The organism is Saccharothrix syringae, assembly GCF_009498035.1.
Taxonomy (GTDB): Bacteria; Actinomycetota; Actinomycetes; order Mycobacteriales; family Pseudonocardiaceae; genus Actinosynnema; species Actinosynnema syringae.
This window is the reverse complement of sequence record NZ_CP034550.1, coordinates 3,031,100-3,052,065: the sequence shown is the minus strand read 5'-3', so window position 1 is coordinate 3,052,065 and position 20,966 is coordinate 3,031,100. Positions and strand designations below refer to the sequence as shown.

The following is a 20,966-nucleotide window of genomic DNA, read 5'->3' as shown; positions in this document are numbered from 1 at the left end:
GCTCCTTCAGCGGGTGGGATGTGCGAGGCCGCGCAACCGCGCCCCGAGTACCGCGGCGCTCGGCCGCTTCGCTGGTTCCACGACCAGGGCCGCGTCGACCGCCTCGGCGAGGTCGGCGGGGATGCCGGGTTCCCAGCGCCGGACGGGCAACGGCGCGCGAGGGCTCGGGGGTCGGCCGGTGAGCAGGTGGTGGGCGATGGCTCCGACCTGGTGCACGTCCGTCCACGGTCCCGCGGCGGCGCGTTCGAGTTGTTCGGGTGCGGGGTACTCGGGCGGCGCCGGATCGGTCCGGCCGAGGTCCCGCAGCAGGAGCGCGCCGTCGTCGCGCATCAGCAGCCCGGCCGGGGTGAGCGCACCGTGCACGACTCGATGGGAGTGCAGCGCGTCGAGCGTGGCGCACAGCCAGGCCAGCGCCCGGCGCGCCCGCGCCAGCACACCCGGATCGCGCACCGGTCCGTTGAGCAGCAAGGCGTCGAGCGGGTCACAAGGCCGGCGCGACCGCGTTCCCGGCCACGCGGTCACCAACGTGATGGCGCCACCCGGCCCTTCGGCGAACCGGAGCACCTCGGGCAGTGCCGGCACCTTGCCCGTCAGCCGGCGCAGGAGGTCGTGCTCCGCGGCCAACGCCTGCCGCACCTGTCGGGCGAGCGGTGTGGCCACCCGCACGTCGACCCGGCGCAACCAGCCGAACCCGCCACGGGGCCCCAGTTCCGAGCACCTGGCCTGCCGCACGACCGCGCCGCCGTCGGCAGTGGGCCGAGCACCCGCGGGCTGCTCGTGCACCAGGTACGTGGTGTCCCCGACGTCGACCTCGGGTTCCAGCCCGGACCGCTGCCGGTCCGCCCGGTCGGGTGGCGTCGCGGGCTCGGCCGGCGCGACGACCTGCGGGTAGTGGTGCACGCCGCCGTAAACGTTCGCGGCCTGGATCAGGAACCCGTTGACCGGCCCGTGCACCGCGTTGGAGATACCACCGGCCACCGGAGGTGCCGCGTCCCGTTCTTCCACTCCACCACTCACAGCCGGCCGGACACTTCGTTCGAGAACGCACACCGTAGCCGCAACCCGCCGAACGCAAACCGTAGATTTGCGGCCCGCACCAACTCGCGTGCCACCATCTCCGGGTGAAGCGCGTTACCGGCCGTGCAACAACCGTGGGCATGCGCATGGCGCCGAAGATATGCTCGCACCTCGGTTCGAACCGGACCGGGCGCAGCGCATGCGCGTTATCGCGCCCGGAGTGGTCGACAGGCACCATGGAGGAGCCCTGTGCAGTCGTCCCGCGAGGTGGACTTCTACAAGGTGGCGATCGTGTCGTGTGACATCCGTGGCCATTCGGCGACGAGTGCGCGCGACCAGGTCCACCGGGTCGAGAAGATCAACCGGATCGTGGCGGCAACGATCGGATCATGCGAGCCGGGAGCGGTCGTCTGGTCGTCCGGGGGCGACGGCGGTCACGTGGCCTTCCGGCGGGCCGCCTGGCAGCAGCCTGCCGTCACCCTGCTCGTCGAGTTGATCTCGTGGGCGAAGGCGGAGCGCGTGCCGCTGCGCATCACCTGCCACTTCGGCGAGGTCTGCGACGTCCTCGGCGCCGACGACCGGGTCCAACTCGTCGGCAGCGGCATCAACTACGCGGGGTGGCTGCTGGGGCAGGTCGTCGCGGACGACGTAGTCGCCTCGGAGGATTTCCGACGTGAGATGGAATCGTCGGCAACCGATCCGGCCGTGACTTTCCACTCCCCCTTGCCCTTTCCCGGCCGCGACTTTCCGACACTGCTGCTCTACCTGCTCTCCCTGGACGACACCGTTCCCTCCTGGCCGGTGGAGAACCTGGGAGATCTGGCCCGATTGAAGAACCCGTCAGCACCGGCGAACGACTACCGGAAACACTGGGACGCACTGTACTTCACCAAGCGGATCTGGCAGACGCACTCGTCTTCGAAGATCGCCACCAGTGAACTCAAAAGAGCGTCCCTGAACCTCCAGTACCGCGACCGCAGCAGCAATGAGCTCAAGTCGAATCCGCTGTTGAACCGCTTCAAGGACGACGAACTGGAGAGCATGCTGAAGCTGGGCCAGCTCGTGGAGCGGACCGAGGGCGAGTTCATCTGCCGTTTCGACGAACCCGGTGACTCCCTGTTCGTCATCCTGCGCGGCCAGGTCGGCGTGTACAACTCCGAGGGCAAGGGCTACCACGGCGACGCCGCACCGATGTACCCCTACGACGTGGGCGAGATCGTCGGCGACTTCGCCTTCGCGCTGGGGCGCCACCGCACCGCCGACCTGGTGGCGCTGACGGACGTGTCGTTGCTGTCGTTCAACAACCTCGACGTCCAGTCGAAGCTGCTCGGGGACGACGACGTGGGCAAGGCCGCGGCCACCCAGTTCTACGCGTACATCAGCGAACGCATCCTCGAACACGTCAGCGACAACGTCTCGTACCTGGCGGGTCCCAAGGGCAACCCGATCGGTCCCCTCACGGTCGGGCCGGACTCCCCGGACGACCCGCTCCAGCCCCTGCGCAGGTATTGCGAGCTCGTGCCGCTCACCACGTTCCGGGTCTCCCTGGACAACATCGCTCCGCAGGATCGGCCCAAGGGCCTGTGCATCCTCGTCGCCGGCACGCTGCGCACCGAGACCAACCACGAGCTGGACGGGCGGGAGTTCCCGATCATCTGGATCGACCTGCACGACCTGCAGGTCCCGCCGCGCACCTACACCAACCTCGCATCACCCCTCGCATCACCGAAAATCCTGCGCATCGACCCCAAGGACGTCGACGAACTGACCGGCCGGCAGAAGGACGCCCTGTTCAAGGTGCTGTCCCGCGTCGGCCGACGGTCCGAGGACGACTACCGGTACGACGTGTTCCTGTGCCACTCCAGCGAGGACAAACCCGTCGTCCTCGAGGTGCTGAAGCGCTTGGAGGAAGCGCGCCTGGAGTGCTGGTACGACGACAAGGACATGTGGCCGGGCGACACGACCCTGAGCACCATCGAGTACGGGGTCAAGCACAGCCGGCGAATACTCATCTTCGCCAGCCGCTCGTACTCGAAATCCGCCTGGACGGCGCTGGAAACGGCGATCTTCACGCATCTCCAGGTCAAGAATCCCGTCGACCGGGCGATCCAGATCCTGGTGATCGACCAGGACTTCGACGTGGACGACCTGCCCGGGAGCATCCGGATCAAGCAGCGGGTCGAGTACCTGGGACCGGCCAGCATCGATCGGTTGATCGAAGTCCTCCGTTCGTGACGCGGGCTCGTTGGATAGACTCGCCACGTGGAGGCGAAGGCCCGGTCGAGCAGGCTGGACGAGCTCATCGACCGGATCCCGGTGCTCGACCGGTTGGCCCAGCAGGTGCAGATCGACGACGTCGCCGCAGGGGCGCGCACGGCGAAGCAGCTCGGTGACGCTTACGACGAATGGTTCACGAGCTGCCTCTTGCTGCTGCCGAGCGACTTGCGCGAGAAGTTCCGCTTCGAGTACGAAGGCAGCGTCCGCACGCTGCAATACCGCATCAAGCACTTCCTCCACGAGCCCGTGAAGCCCCGGCCGAAGTTCTTCGGTGGTCGGCAGAAGCGGCCGAGTGAGCACCAAGGTCTGCTCAGTTACTGGCAGCACCCCTACACCGACCGGTTCAAGGGTCCTCTCACGACGCAGAAGCAACTGCTGCTGGAGGCCCGCGCCAGGCTCGACCAACAGGCTTCGTCCGCCGAAGCGCTGTCCTACCGCGAAGTCCAGGAGGAGCCGGTGCCCGAGCCGGACAGGGATCGCACGGTCTTCGTGATCCACGGACGCGACAAGAAAGCGCGACGTGCGCTGTTCGACTTCCTGCGGGCGATCGGCCTGCAGCCGCTGGAGTGGTCCCAGGTGCTGGCCGAGGTCCGGCAGGGCTCACCGAAGATCGGCGATGCCCTCCAAGCCGTCCTGGGCAAGGGCCGCGCCGTGATCGTGCTCGCCACGCCGGACGACGTCGTGCAGCTCAAGGCCGAACACGCCGACGACGAACACGACCCGGAGACGCAGCCCGCGGGACAGGCCCGTCCGAACGTCATCTACGAGACCGGCATGGCGATGATGTTGATCCCGGAGCGCACGATCCTGGTCGAACTCGGCAAGGTGCGGAGGTTCACGGACCTCGACGGGCATTTCGTGGTGCGGTTGAACAACGACCCCGCACCGCGCAAGCTCCTCGCCCAGCGCCTGTCCGACGTCGGGTGCGCGGTCGACCTGCGCGGGAGCGACTGGCTCGAGGCGGGCGACCTCACCCCACCGGTCGTGACGACGAACACCGGGGTTGCTTCGACACCTCCGGTCACCGGCCTGAGGCAAACGGGTGACGACGGCGTCCAACTGGGCAACTTCACCGTCACTCCCGACCACAAGGTGTACGGCGAGGCGCACAACACCGGGTCTTCCCCCCAGCACTTGGTCCTCAAAGTCACCTTCTACGACGCGAACCGCAGGATTCTCGGCACGGGGAGCGGTGCGGTGAACGACCTCGCGCCGCAGCAGACGAAGACCTTCACCTTGACGACGTCGGACGCGGTCGGCGGCTACCAGGACTACAAGGTCGAAGTCGAGAGCGCGTTCTGACCTGCCCGCACTCTTCGGACGGTCGTGCCCACAGCCGGACGAGTCGACAATCGGGTCATGACTCCTGGGCACAACGCGCACAACAGCCTCACCGGTGATGCGACGGTCGCCGTGCAAGCCGGCGCCATCCACGGTGATGTGCACATCACGACGCACGCCTCCACGAGGACCGTACCCCGTCAGCTCCCGGCTGACGGCGGCGGGCTGACCGGCCGTGAGGATCTGCTCGCCCGGCTGGACGCGCTGCCGCCCAGCGGGCTCGTCGTCCTGTCCGGCATGGCCGGTGTCGGCAAGACGGCACTCGTGCTGCACTGGGCGAACCGCGTGATCCACGAGTTCCCCGACGGGCAGCTCTACGTCGACCTGCACGGTTTCGGAGGAGGCGAGCCGCTGCGCCCGCAGGACGCGTTGGCGGCCTTCCTGCGCGCGCTCGGGTATGCGCGACCGGAAGAACTGGCCACGGTCGAAGAACGCGCCGCGCACTTCCGGACGTTGATGAGCGGACGCCGGGCACTCGTCGTGCTGGACAACGCGCTGTCCGCGGACCACGTCCGGCCACTGCTGCCGGGTCCCGCCGGGGGTGTGGTGGTCGTGATCAGCCGCCATCAGCTCAGCGGACTCGTGGTCCAGCACGCGGCCACCGCGCTCCGGGTCGAGCCACTGGCCGAAGACGCCGGCATGACGCTCCTGCGCGCACAGATCGGCGATCGGGCCCGTCACCCCATCGCAGGCACGTTGGTGCGGTTGTGCGCCGGACTGCCGCTGGCGTTGCGCATCGTGTCCGAGCGGATCAGCCGCTTCCCGTCCACCGACCTCGACGGCGTCGTGGCCGACCTCGCCGATGAACACGCGCGCCTCGATGTGCTCGACACCCACGACGACGACGCCCGTTCCGCGGTGCGAACCGTGTTCTCCTGGTCCGTTCGATCACTGCCGGCACCGGAGGCCAGGGCATTCCGATTACTCGGGTTGCACCCCGGTGCGGAGTTCAGCGCGAACGCCGTGGCCGCGCTTCTCGACGACTCGCACCTCACCGCCACCACGCTACTGCGGTCGTTGGCGCGCAGGCACCTCGTCCTCGACCTGGGATCCGACCGCTTCGGCCTGCACGACCTGCTGCGCATCTACGCGCGGGAGACGTGCGACCTGGTCGACACCGTCGAGGACCGACAAGCCGCGGTCGTGCGGTTGTTCGACCACTACCTGCACATGGCGGACCGCGTCGGGCGGATCGTCATGCCACACCGGCTCCGCTTCCCGCTCAGCGGACGAGCAGCAGCCCTTCTCGACATCCGGGATCGCCAGGACGCGCTGCGGTGGCTCGACCTCGAACGTCGGAACCTCGAAGCGATGTGCGCCATCGACGACCCGATGCTGGACGGGCGGCGCTGGCAGCTCGCATATGCGCTGCGGGACTACTACTTCCTGACCAAAGCTCTCGACGGCTGGTTGACCACCCATCGACAAGCGCTCCTCGCGTGCGTTCGCGCGAATGACCCGCTCGCCGAAGCACGCACCCGCAACAACCTCGGCATGGTGCTGGTCGAGATGAACGAACTGGACGAAGCGGTGGAGCACTACCGGCGGGCGCTGGAGCTGTTCGAAGAACTCGGCGATGGGCATGGGAGAAGCAACGCACTCGCCAACGAGGCGGCCGTACTCCGCCGGCGCGGCGAATTCGCGGCCGCGCTGCGCAACCAGAAGCTCGCGCTCGACTGGTACCGCGGCAGCGGCGCGCACCGGAACGTCGGGATCACGTTGCGCAGCATGGCCCTCGTGGAGACGGAACTGGGCCACTTCGACGACGCGGTCGAGCACATCGAGGAGGCTGTCGACATCGCGATCGGACTCGGCTCGGAACTGGACGCGGCCGAGGGGTTCGGCAGGCTCGGTCGGATCCGGCACCGCGCAGGTGACCACCTCCTGGCCGAGATCGCGTTCCGCCAGGCCGCTCTGCACGCGAGGTCTTGCGGCAGCAAGCACGAGGAGGCACGCGCACTTCAAGAACTCGGTGCGCTCGCCGCGTCGGCAGGTGATCTCGACGAAGCGCGGCGCCGGTGGAACGCCGCACTGGAGTTGTACCGCGCATCGGGGTCCACCGAGGGAAGCACCGTGGCGGAAGCACTCGCGCGGTTGCCTACCAGTCAGTAAGCCCTTCCGACCTGGCGACGTGGACTGTGGCCGTGGTGGAGACATGGCGGAGTTCCCGGTAGACGACTTCTCGACCAAGAGCGAGGCCGGCACCAGGGGCATCGAGTCCCTTCCACCCATCCGCGATCGACCTGTCCGGTCGGCATGCCTCGCCCCCACTGCACGGCTCGACCCACGATTTCACCGCGGCCCGCACCCACGGCATCATCGGCGCCCTCGCCGGAACCGGCACCCGTGCTGGACGGACAACGCCTACCGAGGTGCCAGCGGCCCGACCCGCGTCCCCCTATCGGGGTAAGTGGCACTACCTCTCGCCTGGCCGGCAGGTGGTCGGGCAGTACCGCTGCACCAGCCGTGCCTCGCGCGAGGTGGTGTCCACGGCTTGGTCCCACGTGTCGGGGCGGTGCCGGCGGTGACGCCCCTGGCCGTTCCAGCAGTGGGCGCCACGCTCACACCGGACCGCCGGCGATATCGAGTCCGCTCGGGCGGTTCGCGTTGGTCTCCAGCACCCGCACCTCGCCGTCCGGCCCGGGCTGTGGATAGAGGTCCACCCGGAACCGGTGCGGCGGAGCAGGTCGGTCGAGCGCCGCTGCGACACCGGCGCGCAGCCCAGGGCACGGGACCACGCACGGCACGTGACCAGGGGCGTTTCCACGCTGCCGGAAAGGGTTCTGCGCGGTGTGGCGGCCGCACTAGCCTCGGCTGGAGGATCGAGTCGGACCCTGATCGGAGTCGAGGTGCTGGCACTTGTCGGGCTGGTCACGGCCGCGCTGCTGACCCCGGTGAACGTCGTCGGCGGTGTCGCCCTCGCGGACGGGACGTCGACGTACCCGCGCGTGATCCGGCTGGAGCACGCCGACGCCGCGCACCAGGGCCGGATCCTCGCCTCGACCAACACCGACGACAGCGGGACGATCCACGAGAGCACCGACGGCGGCGCCTCGTTCCACCCGATCGCGACCATCCGGACCGAACCGGGTCCGGGCGAGTGGTCCGGCAGTTCGACGCTGTTCGAGTTCCCCCGGCAGCTCGGCGCGAGCCCGGCGGGCACGCTGATCTGGGCCACCTCGATCAACGCCGTCCGCGGCGGGCGTGATCGGCCGAACCCGAACTCCCGGATCGTGGCGTGGAAGAGCACCGACCACGGCCGCGGCTGGCAGAGGGTGCCCACGCCGATCGTGACCGGGACCGCGGGCCACGGCGTCTGGGAGCCGGAGTTCGCGGTGACCGACGCCGGCGAGCTCGTGGTCCACTTCTCCGACAAGACCCAGCAACCCCGGTACGGGCAGGTGCTCGCCCGCCGGAAGTCCGTCGACGGTGGGCAGACCTGGGGACCGACGGTCAACACCGTCGCGGTGGACGCCCGCGCCGACGCCGAGCTGCACCTGGAGGACTCGCCGGGCATGGCCGTCGTGCGTCGGCTGCCGAATGGCACGTCCGTCATGGCCTACGAGTACTGCAACCTCGAACCGGTCGCGGAAGGGGGTCACGGTTGCCGGGTGTACACCCGCACCTCGCCGGACGGCTGGGACTGGGGCTCGGTGACGGATCGCGGGACGGTCGCGAAGACCGCGGACGGCAGGCACTTCGTCCACGCGCCCACGCTCGCCTGGGCGCCGGGCGGCAGTCCCAACGGACGGCTGCTGCTGATCGGGCGGCTGGTGCGCGCCGCCGACACCGAGGGCGATCCCGACACCGGTCCGGCCCCGGTCCTGCACCCGCAGAGCGGGAGCACGGTCTTCGCCAACAGCAGCAACGGGCTCGGCCGCTGGTACGAGCTCGACTCACCGGTGAGGATCACGGGCTTCGGCACCGACGAAGCCCACACGACGTGCCAGAACTACAGCTCGCCGCTCCTGCCTTCCGCGGACGGCTCGCGCGTGCTGCACCTCGCGACCGACCGGGTCGGCGACCACTGCACGGCCTTCTTCGCCACGGGACCGACCTACGGCTCGTCGGACGCCGGCGGCGTCAGCACCGCGGTGACCTACCAGATCACCAACCTCAAGAGCGGGAAGTGCCTCACCGCGGAGGGGAACTCGACCGCGGACGGGACCCGGGTCGTGCAGCAGCCGTGCGACAGCGCCAGGCCGGCCCAGGAGTTCAGGGCGGTCGCCCGGGGAGGCGGCCTGTTCTCCGTCGCGAAGGCCGGCTCCTCGAAGTGCCTCGACGTGCCCAACGGCAACACCTCGGCGGCCCCCGGCGACCTGGTCCGGCTCTGGAGCTGCAACAGCACCGGGGCGCAGGACTGGAAGCCGTCCGGGGTGGGCCGTTCGACCTACCTTTTCGCGACGGGGAACGACGACGGCCTCTGCCTCGACCTCCCGCGGGGCGCGCTCGACAACGGCGTCCAGGCGCAGCTGTGGAACTGCACCGGCGTCGGGGCGCAGCTGTGGCACCTCCGGGTCCGCGGGGACTCCTGAACCCGATCAGACCTGGTGACGAGGGATGACCAGACCTGTCTCGTAGGCCACCACGACGGCTTGCGCCCGGCTGGTGAGGCCCAGTTTGGTCATGGTGCGGTTGAGGTGCGTCTTGATCGTGGCCTCGCTGACGGTGAGCGCGTCGGCGATCTCGTGGTTGGTCCGACCGGTCGCCACGAGCCGGAGGATCTCCAGCTCCCGCGGGGTCAGCCGGCCGAGGCCGGGCGGGGCCGGTGTCGGCACGCGGCGCGGTTGCCGGACGTACGCCTCGACGAGCCGCTGCATGACCGACGGCGCGAACAGCACGTCCCCGGCGGCGACGGCCTCGACCGCGGCGATCACCTGGTGCGGCTCGGTCTCCTTCAGCAGGAAGCCCGAGGCGCCGGCGCGCAGCGCGGCGTAGACGTACTCGTCCAGGTCGAACGTGGTCAGCACGATGACGCGCGGCTTGGGGTCGGGCGCGTCGGCCAGGATGCGGCCGGTGGCCGCGATGCCGTCCAGGCCGGGCATCCTGATGTCCATCAGGACCACGTCGGGTCTGGTCGCGGCGGCGAGCGCGACGGCTTCGTGGCCGTCCGCCGCCTCGCCGACGACCTCCAGGCCGGGCGCGGCGCGCAGCAGCGCGGCCAGGCCGGCGCGGATCAGCACCTCGTCGTCGACGACCAGGACCGTGGCTCCGGGCAATCCCCTCATCACCGACACTTATATCGTCGGCGCCTTCTCGTCCGGGGTGATCGGCAGCGTGAGCTCGACCACGAAGCCGCCGTCCGCGCGGGGGCCCGCGGACAGGGTCCCCTGGTAGAGCGCGGCCCGCTCGGTCATGGTGAGCAGGCCGTGCCCGGTGCCGGCGTCGCCCGTCGACGGCGGGCCCGGCTCGTTCGCGACGCGCACGGTGAGCCGGTCGGCCTCGCGGCGCACCCGCACGGCGGTGGCGGCCAGCCCGGCGTGCTTGATCACGTTGGTGAGCGCCTCCTGCACGACCCGGTAGGCGCACAGCTGCAGGCCCGGCGGCAACCGCTCGACCTCCGGCGGCGCCAGGTCGAGGGTGACCGGCAGGCCCGCCGCGCGCGTGCGCTCGACCAGCTCGGGCAGGTGCGCCAGGGTCAGCGCGGTGTCGCCGGGCTCGTCGTCGGTGCGCAGCACCATCAGCAGCCTGCGCATCTCGCGCAGCGCCTCCCGGCTGGTGGCGCCGATGGTGTCCACGGCGGCCCGCGCGGTCGGCGGGTCGTCGTCGAAGACGTACTTGGCCAACCCGGTCTGCACGGCGATCACCGACATGTGGTGCGCGACGACGTCGTGCAGCTCCCGGGCGATGCGCAACCGCTCCTCGGTCAACGCGCGCTCGGTCCGCAGCTCCTGCTCGGTGCGCAGCCGCTCGGTCAGCACGGCGAGCTGCCGGTTGCGCAGCGCCAGCTCACGGCCCACGTTGCCCATCGCCCACGCCACCGCCGGGATCACCACGGCCTCCGCCATCGCGATGTACCAGGGCAGGCCCGTCACCAGCGCCGCCCACAGCAGCGTCAGCGCCACCGCCGCGGTGCACGCGGCGGTGGTCCTGGGCGGGCGCAGCGCCGCGACCGTGTAGAGCAGGAGGACCGGCCCCCAGAAGTTGAGCGCGAGCTGGACGTAGCCGAGCGCCAGGAACACGGCCAGCGCCGCGGTGCTCGTCGCCAGGACGAGCACCGGCGCACGCCTGCGCAGCGCGAACGGCAGGAAGACCACCGCGGTGAGCCCGTAGGCCACCGGGTCCGCGCCCCAGCTCGTCGGCGCGTACTGCCGGCCGACCAGCCACGCCGTGGCGACCATGGCGAGGGCCGCCGCGAGGTCCAGCGCCGGGATGGTCCCCCTGCCGCCCCAGCGCATGAGGCCAGCATAGGCGGCGCGCGGCAGCACCCGGGCCACGAGGTCGCGTCACGGTTCCGGGCGCAGGTAGAACAGCTGGTTCGACTTCGTGGCGTCGCCGCACGCCCACTGGATGAGGGCGGCGCCGTTGCCCTGGCTCGCGCCGCTGATGTCCAGGCACTTCCCGCTGTGCGCGGGCCGGGGCCGGACCGCGACGTCCACGCCGCCGCCCTCGACGTAGTCGAAGAGGAACTGCTGGTTCGCCTGCGGGAAACCGGCGCCGTTGCACGTCCACTGCAGCACGGGCGCGTCGTCGGCGTGCTGCCACGTCTTCACGTCCGCGCACAGCTTCGAGGAGACGACCCTGAGCATGAAGTAGTCCGTGGCGCCCTGCCGCTCGATCGTGAACTGCTGGTTCTTGTTGCCGGTCACGCAGTCGGACTGGGTCAGCACGGTGTCCTTGGCGGTGTTCGCGACACCGATGCACTTCTCGCTGTGCTTGGGCTGGATCCGGTACACCTTGTCGGGCTCGACGTAGAACGGCGTCCTGGTGTCGCCGATCCGGCCTTCCCAGTCGGCGCGCTTGTCCGCGAAGGACGTCCCGGTCGACACGAACGTGTAGACCCGGCGGTTGCCGTCGCCCGTCGCGTACAGCGCGGCGACGTCGGCCCTGCCGTCGCCGGAGAAGTCACCGGCCGACACGACCGCCGCGTTGGTGTCGAAGGACGTGCCGGTCCACCAGACCCGGCTGGTCCAGGTGCCGCCGTCGGGGGCGAGCACGTCGAGCCGGGCGGTGTTGCCGCCGCGGTCCGACATGACCACGACCTCGTCGCGCCCCGTGCCGTCGCCGGTCACGTCGGCGGCGAGGAAGGTCGCGCTCGCGCGGTTGAGGTTGCCCGCGCCGCTGTCCCACCGCAGCACCGGGTCGGCGAAGCCGTGCTGGACCCACAGCTCGGTCCGCGCCCCGTCGTGACCGCGCAGGTGGCCGAGGTCGGCGCGGCCGTCGCCGTCGAAGTCGCCCGCGACGAAGCTCGTCGCGGTCACGTCGAGGTTGCCCGCGCCGCTGTCCCAGCGCAGCACCGGCTCGCCGAACCGGCCGCCGTTCGCGGTGTGCACCCAGAGTTTGGTCTGCTCGCCCTGCTGGCCCTGGAAGGCCGCGATGTCGTCGTCGCCGTCACCGTCGAAGTCGCCGGCGACCACCTTCAGGTACGACAGCCGGTAGGTCGTGCCCGACCAGGACTCGGCTTCCACCACGAACCGGTTGCCGTCCGAGCGCAGCACGTAGAGCCGGACCCTCCGGTCGGGGTCCTCCCGGAACACCGCGACGTCGCCGCGCCCGTCGCCGGTGAAGTCACCGCGGACGTTGATCGTGCGGTGCGCCGGGAAGCCGCCGTTCACGCCGCTGTCCCAGCCGATGTGCGCGGCGGTGAACCCGGTGCCGGTGGAGACGAGGTTCCAGGCGGCCGTGCGGCCCTCGCCCTGGTCGAACACGGTCGTCACGTCCGCGAGCCGGTCGCCGTTGGTGTCGCCGCGGACCGGGGGTGCCGTGATCGCGCGGGGGGTGGCGGTGAGGTTCCAGGTGGTCGGCTCGGGGCTGGGGTGGCCCGCCCGGTCGACGGCGCGCACGTACAGCGTCCGGTTGATCCCGATGGTCCCCCCGGGCGAATCGGGCCACAGCGTGATCGGCACGCTCGCGCGCCCGTCGGCCCCGGCGCCGACCCACGACGTGACGCGATCGGGCTGGAAGCCGTACCGGTACCCGGCGATGTCGGTGTCGGCGGCGGCGCGGTGGAAGGTCACCACGCCCATCTCCCCCACCGCGCGGACCGCCGTGCCGTTCGGGAAGTCGGTCGACGTCACGCCCGGCGCGCCGGGCTCGACCTTGTCGACGGTGAAGTAGCACCGCGCGGTGTCCGGACCGGCCAACGCGGCGTCGCGGGCGCGGGCCCGGAAGCTGAACACCGCGCCGGGCCGGTCCTCCGGCACGGCGCCGGTGGGCAGCGGCGGCCAGGTGACCGCGCCGCCGGACCCGATCACCGGCGTGGTCGACGTGGCGATCACGGTGTCGCCCTCCAGGACCTCCAGCACGCCCGAGACGTTGTCGCCCTCGGGGTCGGACAGGACGCCGGAGAACGTCGGCGCGCCGGTGGTGAACGGCGTCGGCGCGGTCGCCGTGCCGCACGGCTTGGGCGGCACGGTGCCGACGCCGGTCGGGACGCGCGGCCGGGAGTTGTACTCGACGTTGATCCTGGCCGTGTTCGCGTAGAAGTACTTCCACTGGTCCTGGCTGCTCTCGACGTCCGGGTCGATCCGGAGGCCGAACGCCACGGTGTCCCCGTTGGCGGTCGCGGTGTCCTGCACCGCCTTGGTGAGCGCGGCCGAGGAGAACTCCATCGGGAAGTCCGGCTTCGGGCACGCGGTCGACTCGTTGGCCGTCCCCTTCGCCGAGGCCAGCCGGGTCAGCCAGTGGCCGCCGGAGTTGGTCCAGGTCAGCGGGACCTCGGGGTCGATCGGCTTGGTGTGCCACAGGTCGACCGAGGTCGCCGCGCAGGCGGCGGAGTGGTCCATCGTGATGGAGAACCAGGCCCGGGTGACCTTCGAACCGGCGATCGCGCCGGAGTTCATCTGGAACAGCGACCGGTACAGCCCGGCCGTGCCCCAGGTCTTGCCGACCTTCGCCTTGTTGGTGTCCTTGGTGGTCCAGTAGGAGGTGCCCGGCGAGTCCTTGTTGACGTAGGTCCACCGGTTCTGCCCGGCGCTGAACGACGGGTCGATGTAGAGCGGGTAGGTGGTGTCGGGGCCGGTCAGCATCGCCGGGTCCGGTGTGACCACCAGCTCGTCCGCGCCGACGCGGAGGTCCATCGCGCGTTCCCGGCCCTGCGGCGCGTTCCCCGCCGCCGCGGCCCGCTGGCGGGGCGAGTCCCACATCACCGGGGTGCCCGAGGCGAACACCACCCGCCCGGTGTCGTCCACGGCGGCCGTCGCACCGTCGGCGCCGGGCTTGACGGTCAGCCCCCTGGTCGCCGTGCGGTACCGGATCGCCCGCAGCGCCGGGTTCGCCGCCGCGGCGGCGTCGCGGACCACCAGCACCTGGGCGAACCCGTCGGAGTCGGCCCGCACCCGCAGGTCCACCCCGGGCAGCACGTCCGGGTAGGTCGCGGTGTCGCCGTCCAGTCGCGGCGCGGGCAGCGGGTCCGGCCACGACAGCGCCAGTTCCCGGCCGTCGCGCTCGACCGTCGCCAGGGGACCCGTCCCGCCGCCGGACAGCCGGAGCCCGGTGACCGTCGCGCGCGGGCTGATCGAGCCGTCGGCGGCACGGGCGAGCGAGGTGTCGATCGGCACCCACTCCCCGGCCTTGCGGGTGCGCACGGGCGCCGCGTACTGCTCCAGCGTCCTGGTGCCGGACGGGTTCGCGAACACCCGGGAGGTCTCGGTGCGGAGCCCGACCAGCTCGACCGGCTCCCGGGCGGGCTCGGGGGCGGCTCCGGCCGCCCGCGGCGACGGCGTGCACACCGCGGCCGCGAGGCAGACGACCAGGGCGAGGGTCGTGGCCGACCCGCGCGGTGCCGATCTTCGGGGTGAGGACATCAGCGCTCCTAGGCGGAAGGGACCGGGTGCACGCTAGGAGGGCGCGCCGTGCGGCGGAAAGCGTTTCCAGCAGTGCTGAAACGCTGTCGCGGCGAAAACGCCCGTTCCTAATCTCGGCCGTCGCTGTGCTTTCGGTTCCGCGTTTCGACGCCGAGGAGGCGACTGATGAGAAGACCCGCGCGCCGGCTGGTGGCCGGCGTGGTGAGCTTGGCGTTGGCGATGACCGCGGTGGTGCCCGCACCCGCGCTCGCCCGACCGGGCGCCGCCGCGTTCCAGCCGCACCGCGAACCCTCCGTCCCGGGGCACGACGCCCGCGCCGTGCCGCCCGAACCGAACGCCGCCGACGCGGCGGCGGTGACGAAGGCGCCCGAGGTGTCGTGGCCCGGGGCCGGCGTCGCGGAAGTGGCGCTGGACGGGGTGCGCGCGGCGGGCGCCACCACCCGCGCGGGCGACCTGCCGGTCTTCGTCGGCCGGGTGGACGGCGACGTGTCGACGGCCGCCGCCGCGCCCGGCAAGGTCCGCGTCGAGGTGCTCGACCGGCGGCTGGAGGGCCCGGTGCTGCGGATCAACCGCGCCGACGGCGTCCGGCAGGCCGGGCCGGTGGCGGTGGAGGTGGACTACTCCGGCTTCGCGCACGCCCACGGCGGCGACTGGGCGGTCCGCCTGCGGCTGGTGGCGCTGCCGGAGTGCGCCCTGACCACGCCGGAGCGCGACGAGTGCCGCGCGACCCCGCTGGCCACCCGGAACAACGGCTCCGGGCGGCTGACCGCGCGGGCCACCGCGGCGCCGGAGGCGAAGTCCGGGCTGTACGGCGTGATGGCGGGCGACTCGTCGGGCGCCGGCGACTACAAGGAGTCGTCGCTGTCGCCGTCCTCGACCTGGGTCGCCGGCGGCTCCTCCGGCGACTTCACCTGGAACTACCCGATGGACGTGCCGCCGAACGTGAACGCCGCGGCGCCCCAGCTGAACCTGTCCTACTCGTCCGGCTCGATGGACGGCCGCACGTCGGCGGCCAACAACCAGCCGTCCTGGGCGGGCGAGGGCTTCTCCTTCGAGCCGGGCGGGTACATCGAACGCCGGTACGTCGCCTGCTCGACGGACATGAAGCCGGTGAACAACGGCAACGCCAACAACACCACGAAGACCGGCGACACGTGCTGGCGCTCCGACAACGCCACGTTCACGCTCAACGGCAAGGGCGGCGAGCTGGTGCTCGACGACGCCACCAGGACGTGGCGGCCGCGCAAGGACGACGGCACCGTGGTCGAGCGCCTGACCGGAGGGAAGAACCCCGACGACAACGGCGAGCACTGGAAGATCACCAGCCGCGACGGCACGGAGTTCTACTTCGGCCTCAACCAGCTGCCCGGCTGGAGCACCGGCAAGGAGGTCACCGAGTCGGTGTGGACCAACCGGGTGTACGGCAACCACGCGAACGAGCCGTGCCACAAGACCGCGTTCGCCGACTCGTCCTGCATGCAGGCGTGGCGGTGGAACCTCGACTACGTGGTCGACCGGCACGGCAACACGATCAGCTACTTCTACGACACCGAGACCAACAACTACGGCCGCGAGCTGAGCGCCACCAAGGTCTCGTCCTACGTCCGCGCCGGGTACCTGACCCGGATCGACTACGGCCAGCTCAAGGACGGGATCTTCACCACCAAACCGGTCGGCCAGGTCGTGCTCAAGGCCGCGGACCGGTGCATCCCCGGCACCCCCGCCGCCGACTGCGTCGCGGCCAAGCCCGCGAACTGGCCGGACACGCCGTGGGACCAGGCGTGCTCCAGCACGACGAACTGCAAGAACAAGCACTCGCAGACGTTCTGGACGCAGAAGCGGCTGGAGAGCGTCACCACCAGGGTGTGGACCGGTTCGGCGTTCCGCGACGTCAACACCTGGAAGCTCACCCACACCTTCCCGAGCCCGGGTGACGGCACCAGGGCCGGCCTGTGGCTGTCGTCGATCAGGCAGACCGGCCTGGCCGGCACGCCGGTCGAGCTGCCGCCGACCACGTTCGACGGCATCCAGCTGAACAACCGGGTGGACGCCGCCAACGACATGGTGCCGCCGATGAACTGGTGGCGGATGAAGAAGATCAACACCGACTCCGGCGGCCAGGTGGTCGTCACCTACCAGCCGCCGAACTGCGCCCCGACCGGCACGCGGCCCGCGCCCGACACCAACACGCTGCGGTGCCACCCGCTGAAGTGGAGCCCGGACACGCCGGACGGCGTGGCGAAGGAACGCACCGACTGGTTCCACAAGTACGTGGTCGGCGGCGTCACCGAGAAGGACCTCACCACGGGCGTCGTCGCGGAGGAGACCACCGTCGAGTACGGCGGCACGCCCGCGTGGCGGCACGACGACGAGGACGGCCTCGTCCCGGCCGAGCGCAAGACCTGGTCGCAGTGGCGCGGGTACGAGAAGGTGCTGGTCAAGAAGGGCGACGCGGCCGGCGGGCAGTCGCTGACCGAGACCCGGTACTACCGCGGCATGGACGGCGACAAGACCGCGGCGGGCGGCCGGAAGTCGGTCGAGGTCCTCGACTCGAAGAGCGGCCACTGGCGCGACAGCGACCCGCTGTCCGGCTACGAGCTGGAGGAGATCACCTACACCGGGGCGGGCGGGGCGGTGATGTCGCGGTCGATCACCGACCACTGGGTGCAGGGGCCGACGGCGACCCGCAGGGCCTCCTGGGGCACCACCGAGTCGTTCCAGACCGGCGAGAGGAAGTCGCGGCAGACCAACCTGCTGTCCGACGGGACCTGGCGGGAGACCGGCAGCGACAACACCTACGACACCCGCGGCGTGCTCCAGCAGACGTTCGACCTGAACGACACGAGCACGGCGGACGACGACACCTGTACCCGCTACAGCTACGCGGCGCAGGGGTCGCTGGTGGAGCTGCCGTACCGCAAGCAGACCGTGTCCGACGGCTGCGACGCGCCGGTCAAGCCGGAGAACGTCATCGACGACGACCGGTTCTACTACGACGGCAACGACACCCTCGGCGCGCCGCCGACCGTCGGTGACGTCACCCGCATGGAGGAGCTCTCCGGCTGGGTCGACGGTGCTCCGACCTACGTGACGACGACCCGTGCCAAGCACGACGGCTACGGCCGGCCGATCGAGGTCTACGACGCCAAGAACCGCAAGGGCACGACCACGTACACGCCGGCGACCGGCGCGCCGACGAGCATCGCGGTCACCAACGCGCTGGGCCACCGGACCGTCACCGAGGTGGACCCCGCGTGGGGCGAGGAGACCTCGGTCGTCCTGCCCGGCGACCGGCGTTCCCGCACCACCTACGACGCCCTGGGCCGGGTCCTCAAGGAGTGGCTGCCGGGGGCGAACCCGGACACCCGGCCGGCCGACCGGGAGCACGCCTACCTGTTCCGCAACGACGGCCCGAGCGTGGTCACCACCAAGGACCTCCAGCCGGACGGCTCCTACGACACCGACTACGAGCTCTACGACGGCGACATGCGCCTGCGGCAGACCCAGGCGCCGGCGCCGGGCGGTGGCCGCACGGTCATCGACCACGTCTACGACGCGCGCGGCCTGGAGGTGAAGCAGAACGGCCCCTACCTCAACGACGCACCACCCGGCTACGACGTCCTGATCCCCGACGAGGACCTGCTGACCTCGCAGACCGTCACCGAGTACGACGGCAGCGACCGGCCGACGGTGTCGATCTTCAAGGTCAGGGGCGTCGAGAAGTGGCGCACCACCTACACCAACAACCCCGACCGGCAGGACGTCGACCCGCCGACCGGCGAGACGCCGGAGACCAGGATCCTGGACGCCGACGGCAACGTGGTCGAGCTGCGCCAGTACAAGGGCGAGGCGCCGACCGGCGACTACGACCGGACCACCTACACCTACGACCCGGAAGGGCAGCTGCTGTCGGTCACCGACCCGGCCGGGAACGTGTGGCGCTACACCTACGACGTGCGCGGCCGCAAGACCAGCAGCCTCGACCCGGACCGCGGCCTGACCGAGTACACCTACGACGAGGCCGGCCAGCTGACCAGCGCCAAGGACGCCCGCGGCGTCACGCTCGCCTCCACCTACGACGACCTCGGCCGGCAGACCGGGTTGTACGAGGGGTCGACGTCGGGCCGCAAGCGCGCGGAGTGGACGTACGACACGGTGGCCCCGGGCATGCCGGCGACCTCAACCCGGTGGGTGGACGGCGCGGCGTACACCTCGGCGGTGACCGGGTACGACCCGGCGGGCAGGCCCACCGGCTCGAAGCTCACCATCCCGGCGACCGAGGGCAGGCTCGCCGGCACGTACCAGTTCGCCGGCACCTACACCGTCGACGGCGAGATCGCGACGCAGAAGCTGCCCGCCGTGGCCGGATTCGCCGAGGAGACGCTGACGTTCGGGTACGACAACTACGGGTTGCCGACGACGTTGAGCGGCAAGACCCCCTACGTCACCGGGACCAGGTACACCCCGTACGGCGAAATCGAGAGCGCGACGCTGTCCACCGGCGGCAAGGCGGTGCAGCAGACGTTCCAGTACGAGGACGGCACCCGCCGGTTGTCCCGCACGGTCGTGCAGAGCGATTCGAGCGCGAGCTACCTGTCCGACCTGTCCTACACCTACGACGCGGCCGGGAACATCAGGCGGATGTCCGACGCGGCCGACTCCGACACCCAGTGCTTCGCCTACGACCACCTGCGCCGGCTCACGAACGCGCACACGCCGAAGTCCGGCGTGTGCGGGTCCGGGGAACTGGGCGGCCCGGCCCCGTACGGCCTGTCCTGGACGTTCGACAAGGTCGGCAACCGGCTGAGCGAGACCAGGACCGGCGCGGACGGCAAGTCGACGACGTCGAACTACACCTACCCCGCTCCCGGCCAACCGCAGCCGCACGCGCTGCGCAAGGTGACCACGGGCGACAAGGTGGACCAGTACGGCTACGACGCGGTCGGCAACACCACCGCCCGCAAGGGGCAGGTGCTCGACTGGGACGCCGAAGGCCACCTGGCCAAGGTGACCGAGGGCGGCAAGACCACGTCGTTCCTCTACGACGCGTCCGGTGAGCGGCTGATCCGCCGCGACGCGACCGGGACCACCCTGTACCTCGGCGCGACCGAAGTGCGGGTGGACGGCAACGGCGCCCTGTCCGCCACCCGCTACTACACCCACTCCGGGCACGTGGTCGCCGTCCGCACCTCGGACGGGAAGGTGACCTGGCAGACCGCCGACCACCACGGCACCGCGCAGCTGTCGATCGACTCGGAGACCCAGGCCGTGCAGCGACGGCGGACCACGCCGTACGGCGAGGTGCGCGGCGCGGCACCGTCGCCCTGGCCGGGTGAACGGGGGTTCGTCAACGGGACCAACGACCCCACGACCGGCCTGGTGCACCTCGGGGCGCGGGAGTACGACCAATCGACCGGCCGGTTCACCTCCGTCGACCCGGTGATCGACCACGAGGACCCGCAGCAGCTGCACGGCTACGCCTACGCCAACAACAGCCCGGTCACCTACACCGACCCGGACGGCCGGTGGGGGTTCAGCATCAAGACGATCACCAAGGTCGTCTTCAAGCCGTTCGTGAAGACGGTCGTCCAGCCGGTCACGACGTGGGTCACGAAGTACACGCCGATCATCCACAACGCCGTGGAGAAGCTGGCCTCCGTCACCGTGCCGGTGATCAAGAACGTGGTCAAGAAGATCCCCGGTGTCAAGAAGGTCACGCAGACGATCAGGAAGGTGGTCAAGAACACCAAGAGCTCGGTCAAGCGCTTCTACAAGAAGCACGTCCAACCGAAGCTGAACAAGGTGAAGAAGACCTTCAACCGGTACAAGAAGGCCGCCTCGAACGGGCTCAAGAAGGCCACGAAGCGCATCGGGCGCGACATCGGCAACGCCTGGGATGCCGCCGGCAAGGTCGCAACGCAGTTCAAACCCGGCGAGAAGGGGTGGGGCGCGCTCAAGCTGGGGCTCGGTGTGGCGGCGATGTTCTTCGGCTGCGTGGTCTGCGGCGCCGCGGTCGCCGGCATGAGTGCGGTCGACGCGGTGATCGCCGCGCGGGAGGGGGACACGGGCAAGGCCGCCCTGGAGGTCGCCGGCATCGTCACCTTCGGCGTCGGCACCAAGATCAGTCAAGGCATGCAGACGGCCAAGGTCGCGGCCAGGGTCCAGGGCAGCGCCTTCACCGGCACCTCGCGGTTGTACACGCAGGCGATGTCCAAGGTGCAGGGGCTGGAAAAAATGGAATTCAGGAACAACCTGATCGACGGCAGCCTGCTGTCCAAAGACGCCATGGTCTACGGGGCGAGCTGGTCGTTCGACGACAACCACTGGTCGCAGAAGGTCTGACGGCCGCGGTCCCGGGCACCGCGG

General features: G+C 70.7%; 9 protein-coding genes. 5 read left to right on the top strand and 4 right to left on the bottom strand.

Annotation, left to right across the window (positions count from 1 at the left end; translation table 11 throughout):
• Positions 1 to 6: 6 nt before the first annotated feature.
• Entirely contained in the window at positions 7 to 1,005 is a 999-nt protein-coding gene (locus EKG83_RS13985; protein ID WP_153278068.1) for a protein kinase family protein, read from the bottom strand.
• A 279-nt stretch (positions 1,006 to 1,284) separates the two neighbouring features.
• Here EKG83_RS13985 and EKG83_RS13980 point away from each other — a divergent pair, with 279 nt between their 5' ends.
• From EKG83_RS13980 to EKG83_RS13965, 4 genes are all read left to right on the top strand, one after another.
• Positions 1,285 to 3,252: a TIR domain-containing protein gene (locus tag EKG83_RS13980; protein WP_153278067.1), complete on the top strand. Its 1,968-nt coding sequence runs from the start codon at positions 1,285 to 1,287 to the stop codon at positions 3,250 to 3,252.
• A 27-nt stretch (positions 3,253 to 3,279) separates the two neighbouring features.
• A complete protein-coding gene (locus tag EKG83_RS13975; protein WP_051766755.1) occupies positions 3,280 to 4,596 on the top strand; it encodes a TIR domain-containing protein in 1,317 nt (438 codons plus the stop codon).
• 57 nt (positions 4,597 to 4,653) lie between these two features.
• Complete coding sequence (locus tag EKG83_RS13970) at positions 4,654 to 6,747, top strand: tetratricopeptide repeat protein (RefSeq protein WP_051766756.1); 2,094 nt, start codon at positions 4,654 to 4,656, stop codon at positions 6,745 to 6,747.
• A 737-nt stretch (positions 6,748 to 7,484) separates the two neighbouring features.
• Positions 7,485 to 9,170: an RICIN domain-containing protein gene (locus EKG83_RS13965; protein ID WP_051766757.1), complete on the top strand. Its 1,686-nt coding sequence runs from the start codon at positions 7,485 to 7,487 to the stop codon at positions 9,168 to 9,170.
• A gap of 6 nt (positions 9,171 to 9,176) precedes the next feature.
• Here the strand turns inward: EKG83_RS13965 and EKG83_RS13960 are convergent, their stop codons facing one another.
• From EKG83_RS13960 to EKG83_RS13950, 3 genes are read right to left on the bottom strand one after another with little or no spacing between them, the layout of a single operon-like run.
• Positions 9,177 to 9,863 (bottom strand): response regulator, encoded by a 687-nt coding sequence (locus tag EKG83_RS13960; RefSeq protein ID WP_033434578.1) that lies wholly within the window; start codon positions 9,861 to 9,863, stop codon positions 9,177 to 9,179.
• A 9-nt stretch (positions 9,864 to 9,872) separates the two neighbouring features.
• A complete protein-coding gene (locus tag EKG83_RS13955; protein WP_033434579.1) occupies positions 9,873 to 11,033 on the bottom strand; it encodes a sensor histidine kinase in 1,161 nt (386 codons plus the stop codon).
• Between the two features lie 48 nt (positions 11,034 to 11,081).
• Positions 11,082 to 14,600 (bottom strand): RICIN domain-containing protein, encoded by a 3,519-nt coding sequence (locus tag EKG83_RS13950; RefSeq protein WP_084717001.1) that lies wholly within the window; start codon positions 14,598 to 14,600, stop codon positions 11,082 to 11,084.
• A 165-nt stretch (positions 14,601 to 14,765) separates the two neighbouring features.
• Between EKG83_RS13950 and EKG83_RS13945 the strand changes: the two genes are divergently transcribed.
• The gene (locus EKG83_RS13945) at positions 14,766 to 20,942 is read left to right on the top strand and encodes an RHS repeat-associated core domain-containing protein (RefSeq protein ID WP_153278066.1); all 6,177 of its coding nucleotides are present in this window, start codon (positions 14,766 to 14,768) and stop codon (positions 20,940 to 20,942) included.
• Positions 20,943 to 20,966: the final 24 nt, after the last annotated feature.

Coding starts and splice junctions, on each gene's coding strand:
- EKG83_RS13970 (WP_051766756.1), top strand. CDS start 4,654: ATGACTCCTGGGCACAACGCGCACAACAGCCTCACCGGTGATGCGACG.
- EKG83_RS13960 (WP_033434578.1), bottom strand. CDS start 9,863: ATGAGGGGATTGCCCGGAGCCACGGTCCTGGTCGTCGACGACGAGGTG.
- EKG83_RS13955 (WP_033434579.1), bottom strand. CDS start 11,033: ATGCGCTGGGGCGGCAGGGGGACCATCCCGGCGCTGGACCTCGCGGCG.
- EKG83_RS13950 (WP_084717001.1), bottom strand. CDS start 14,600: ATGTCCTCACCCCGAAGATCGGCACCGCGCGGGTCGGCCACGACCCTC.
- EKG83_RS13945 (WP_153278066.1), top strand. CDS start 14,766: ATGAGAAGACCCGCGCGCCGGCTGGTGGCCGGCGTGGTGAGCTTGGCG.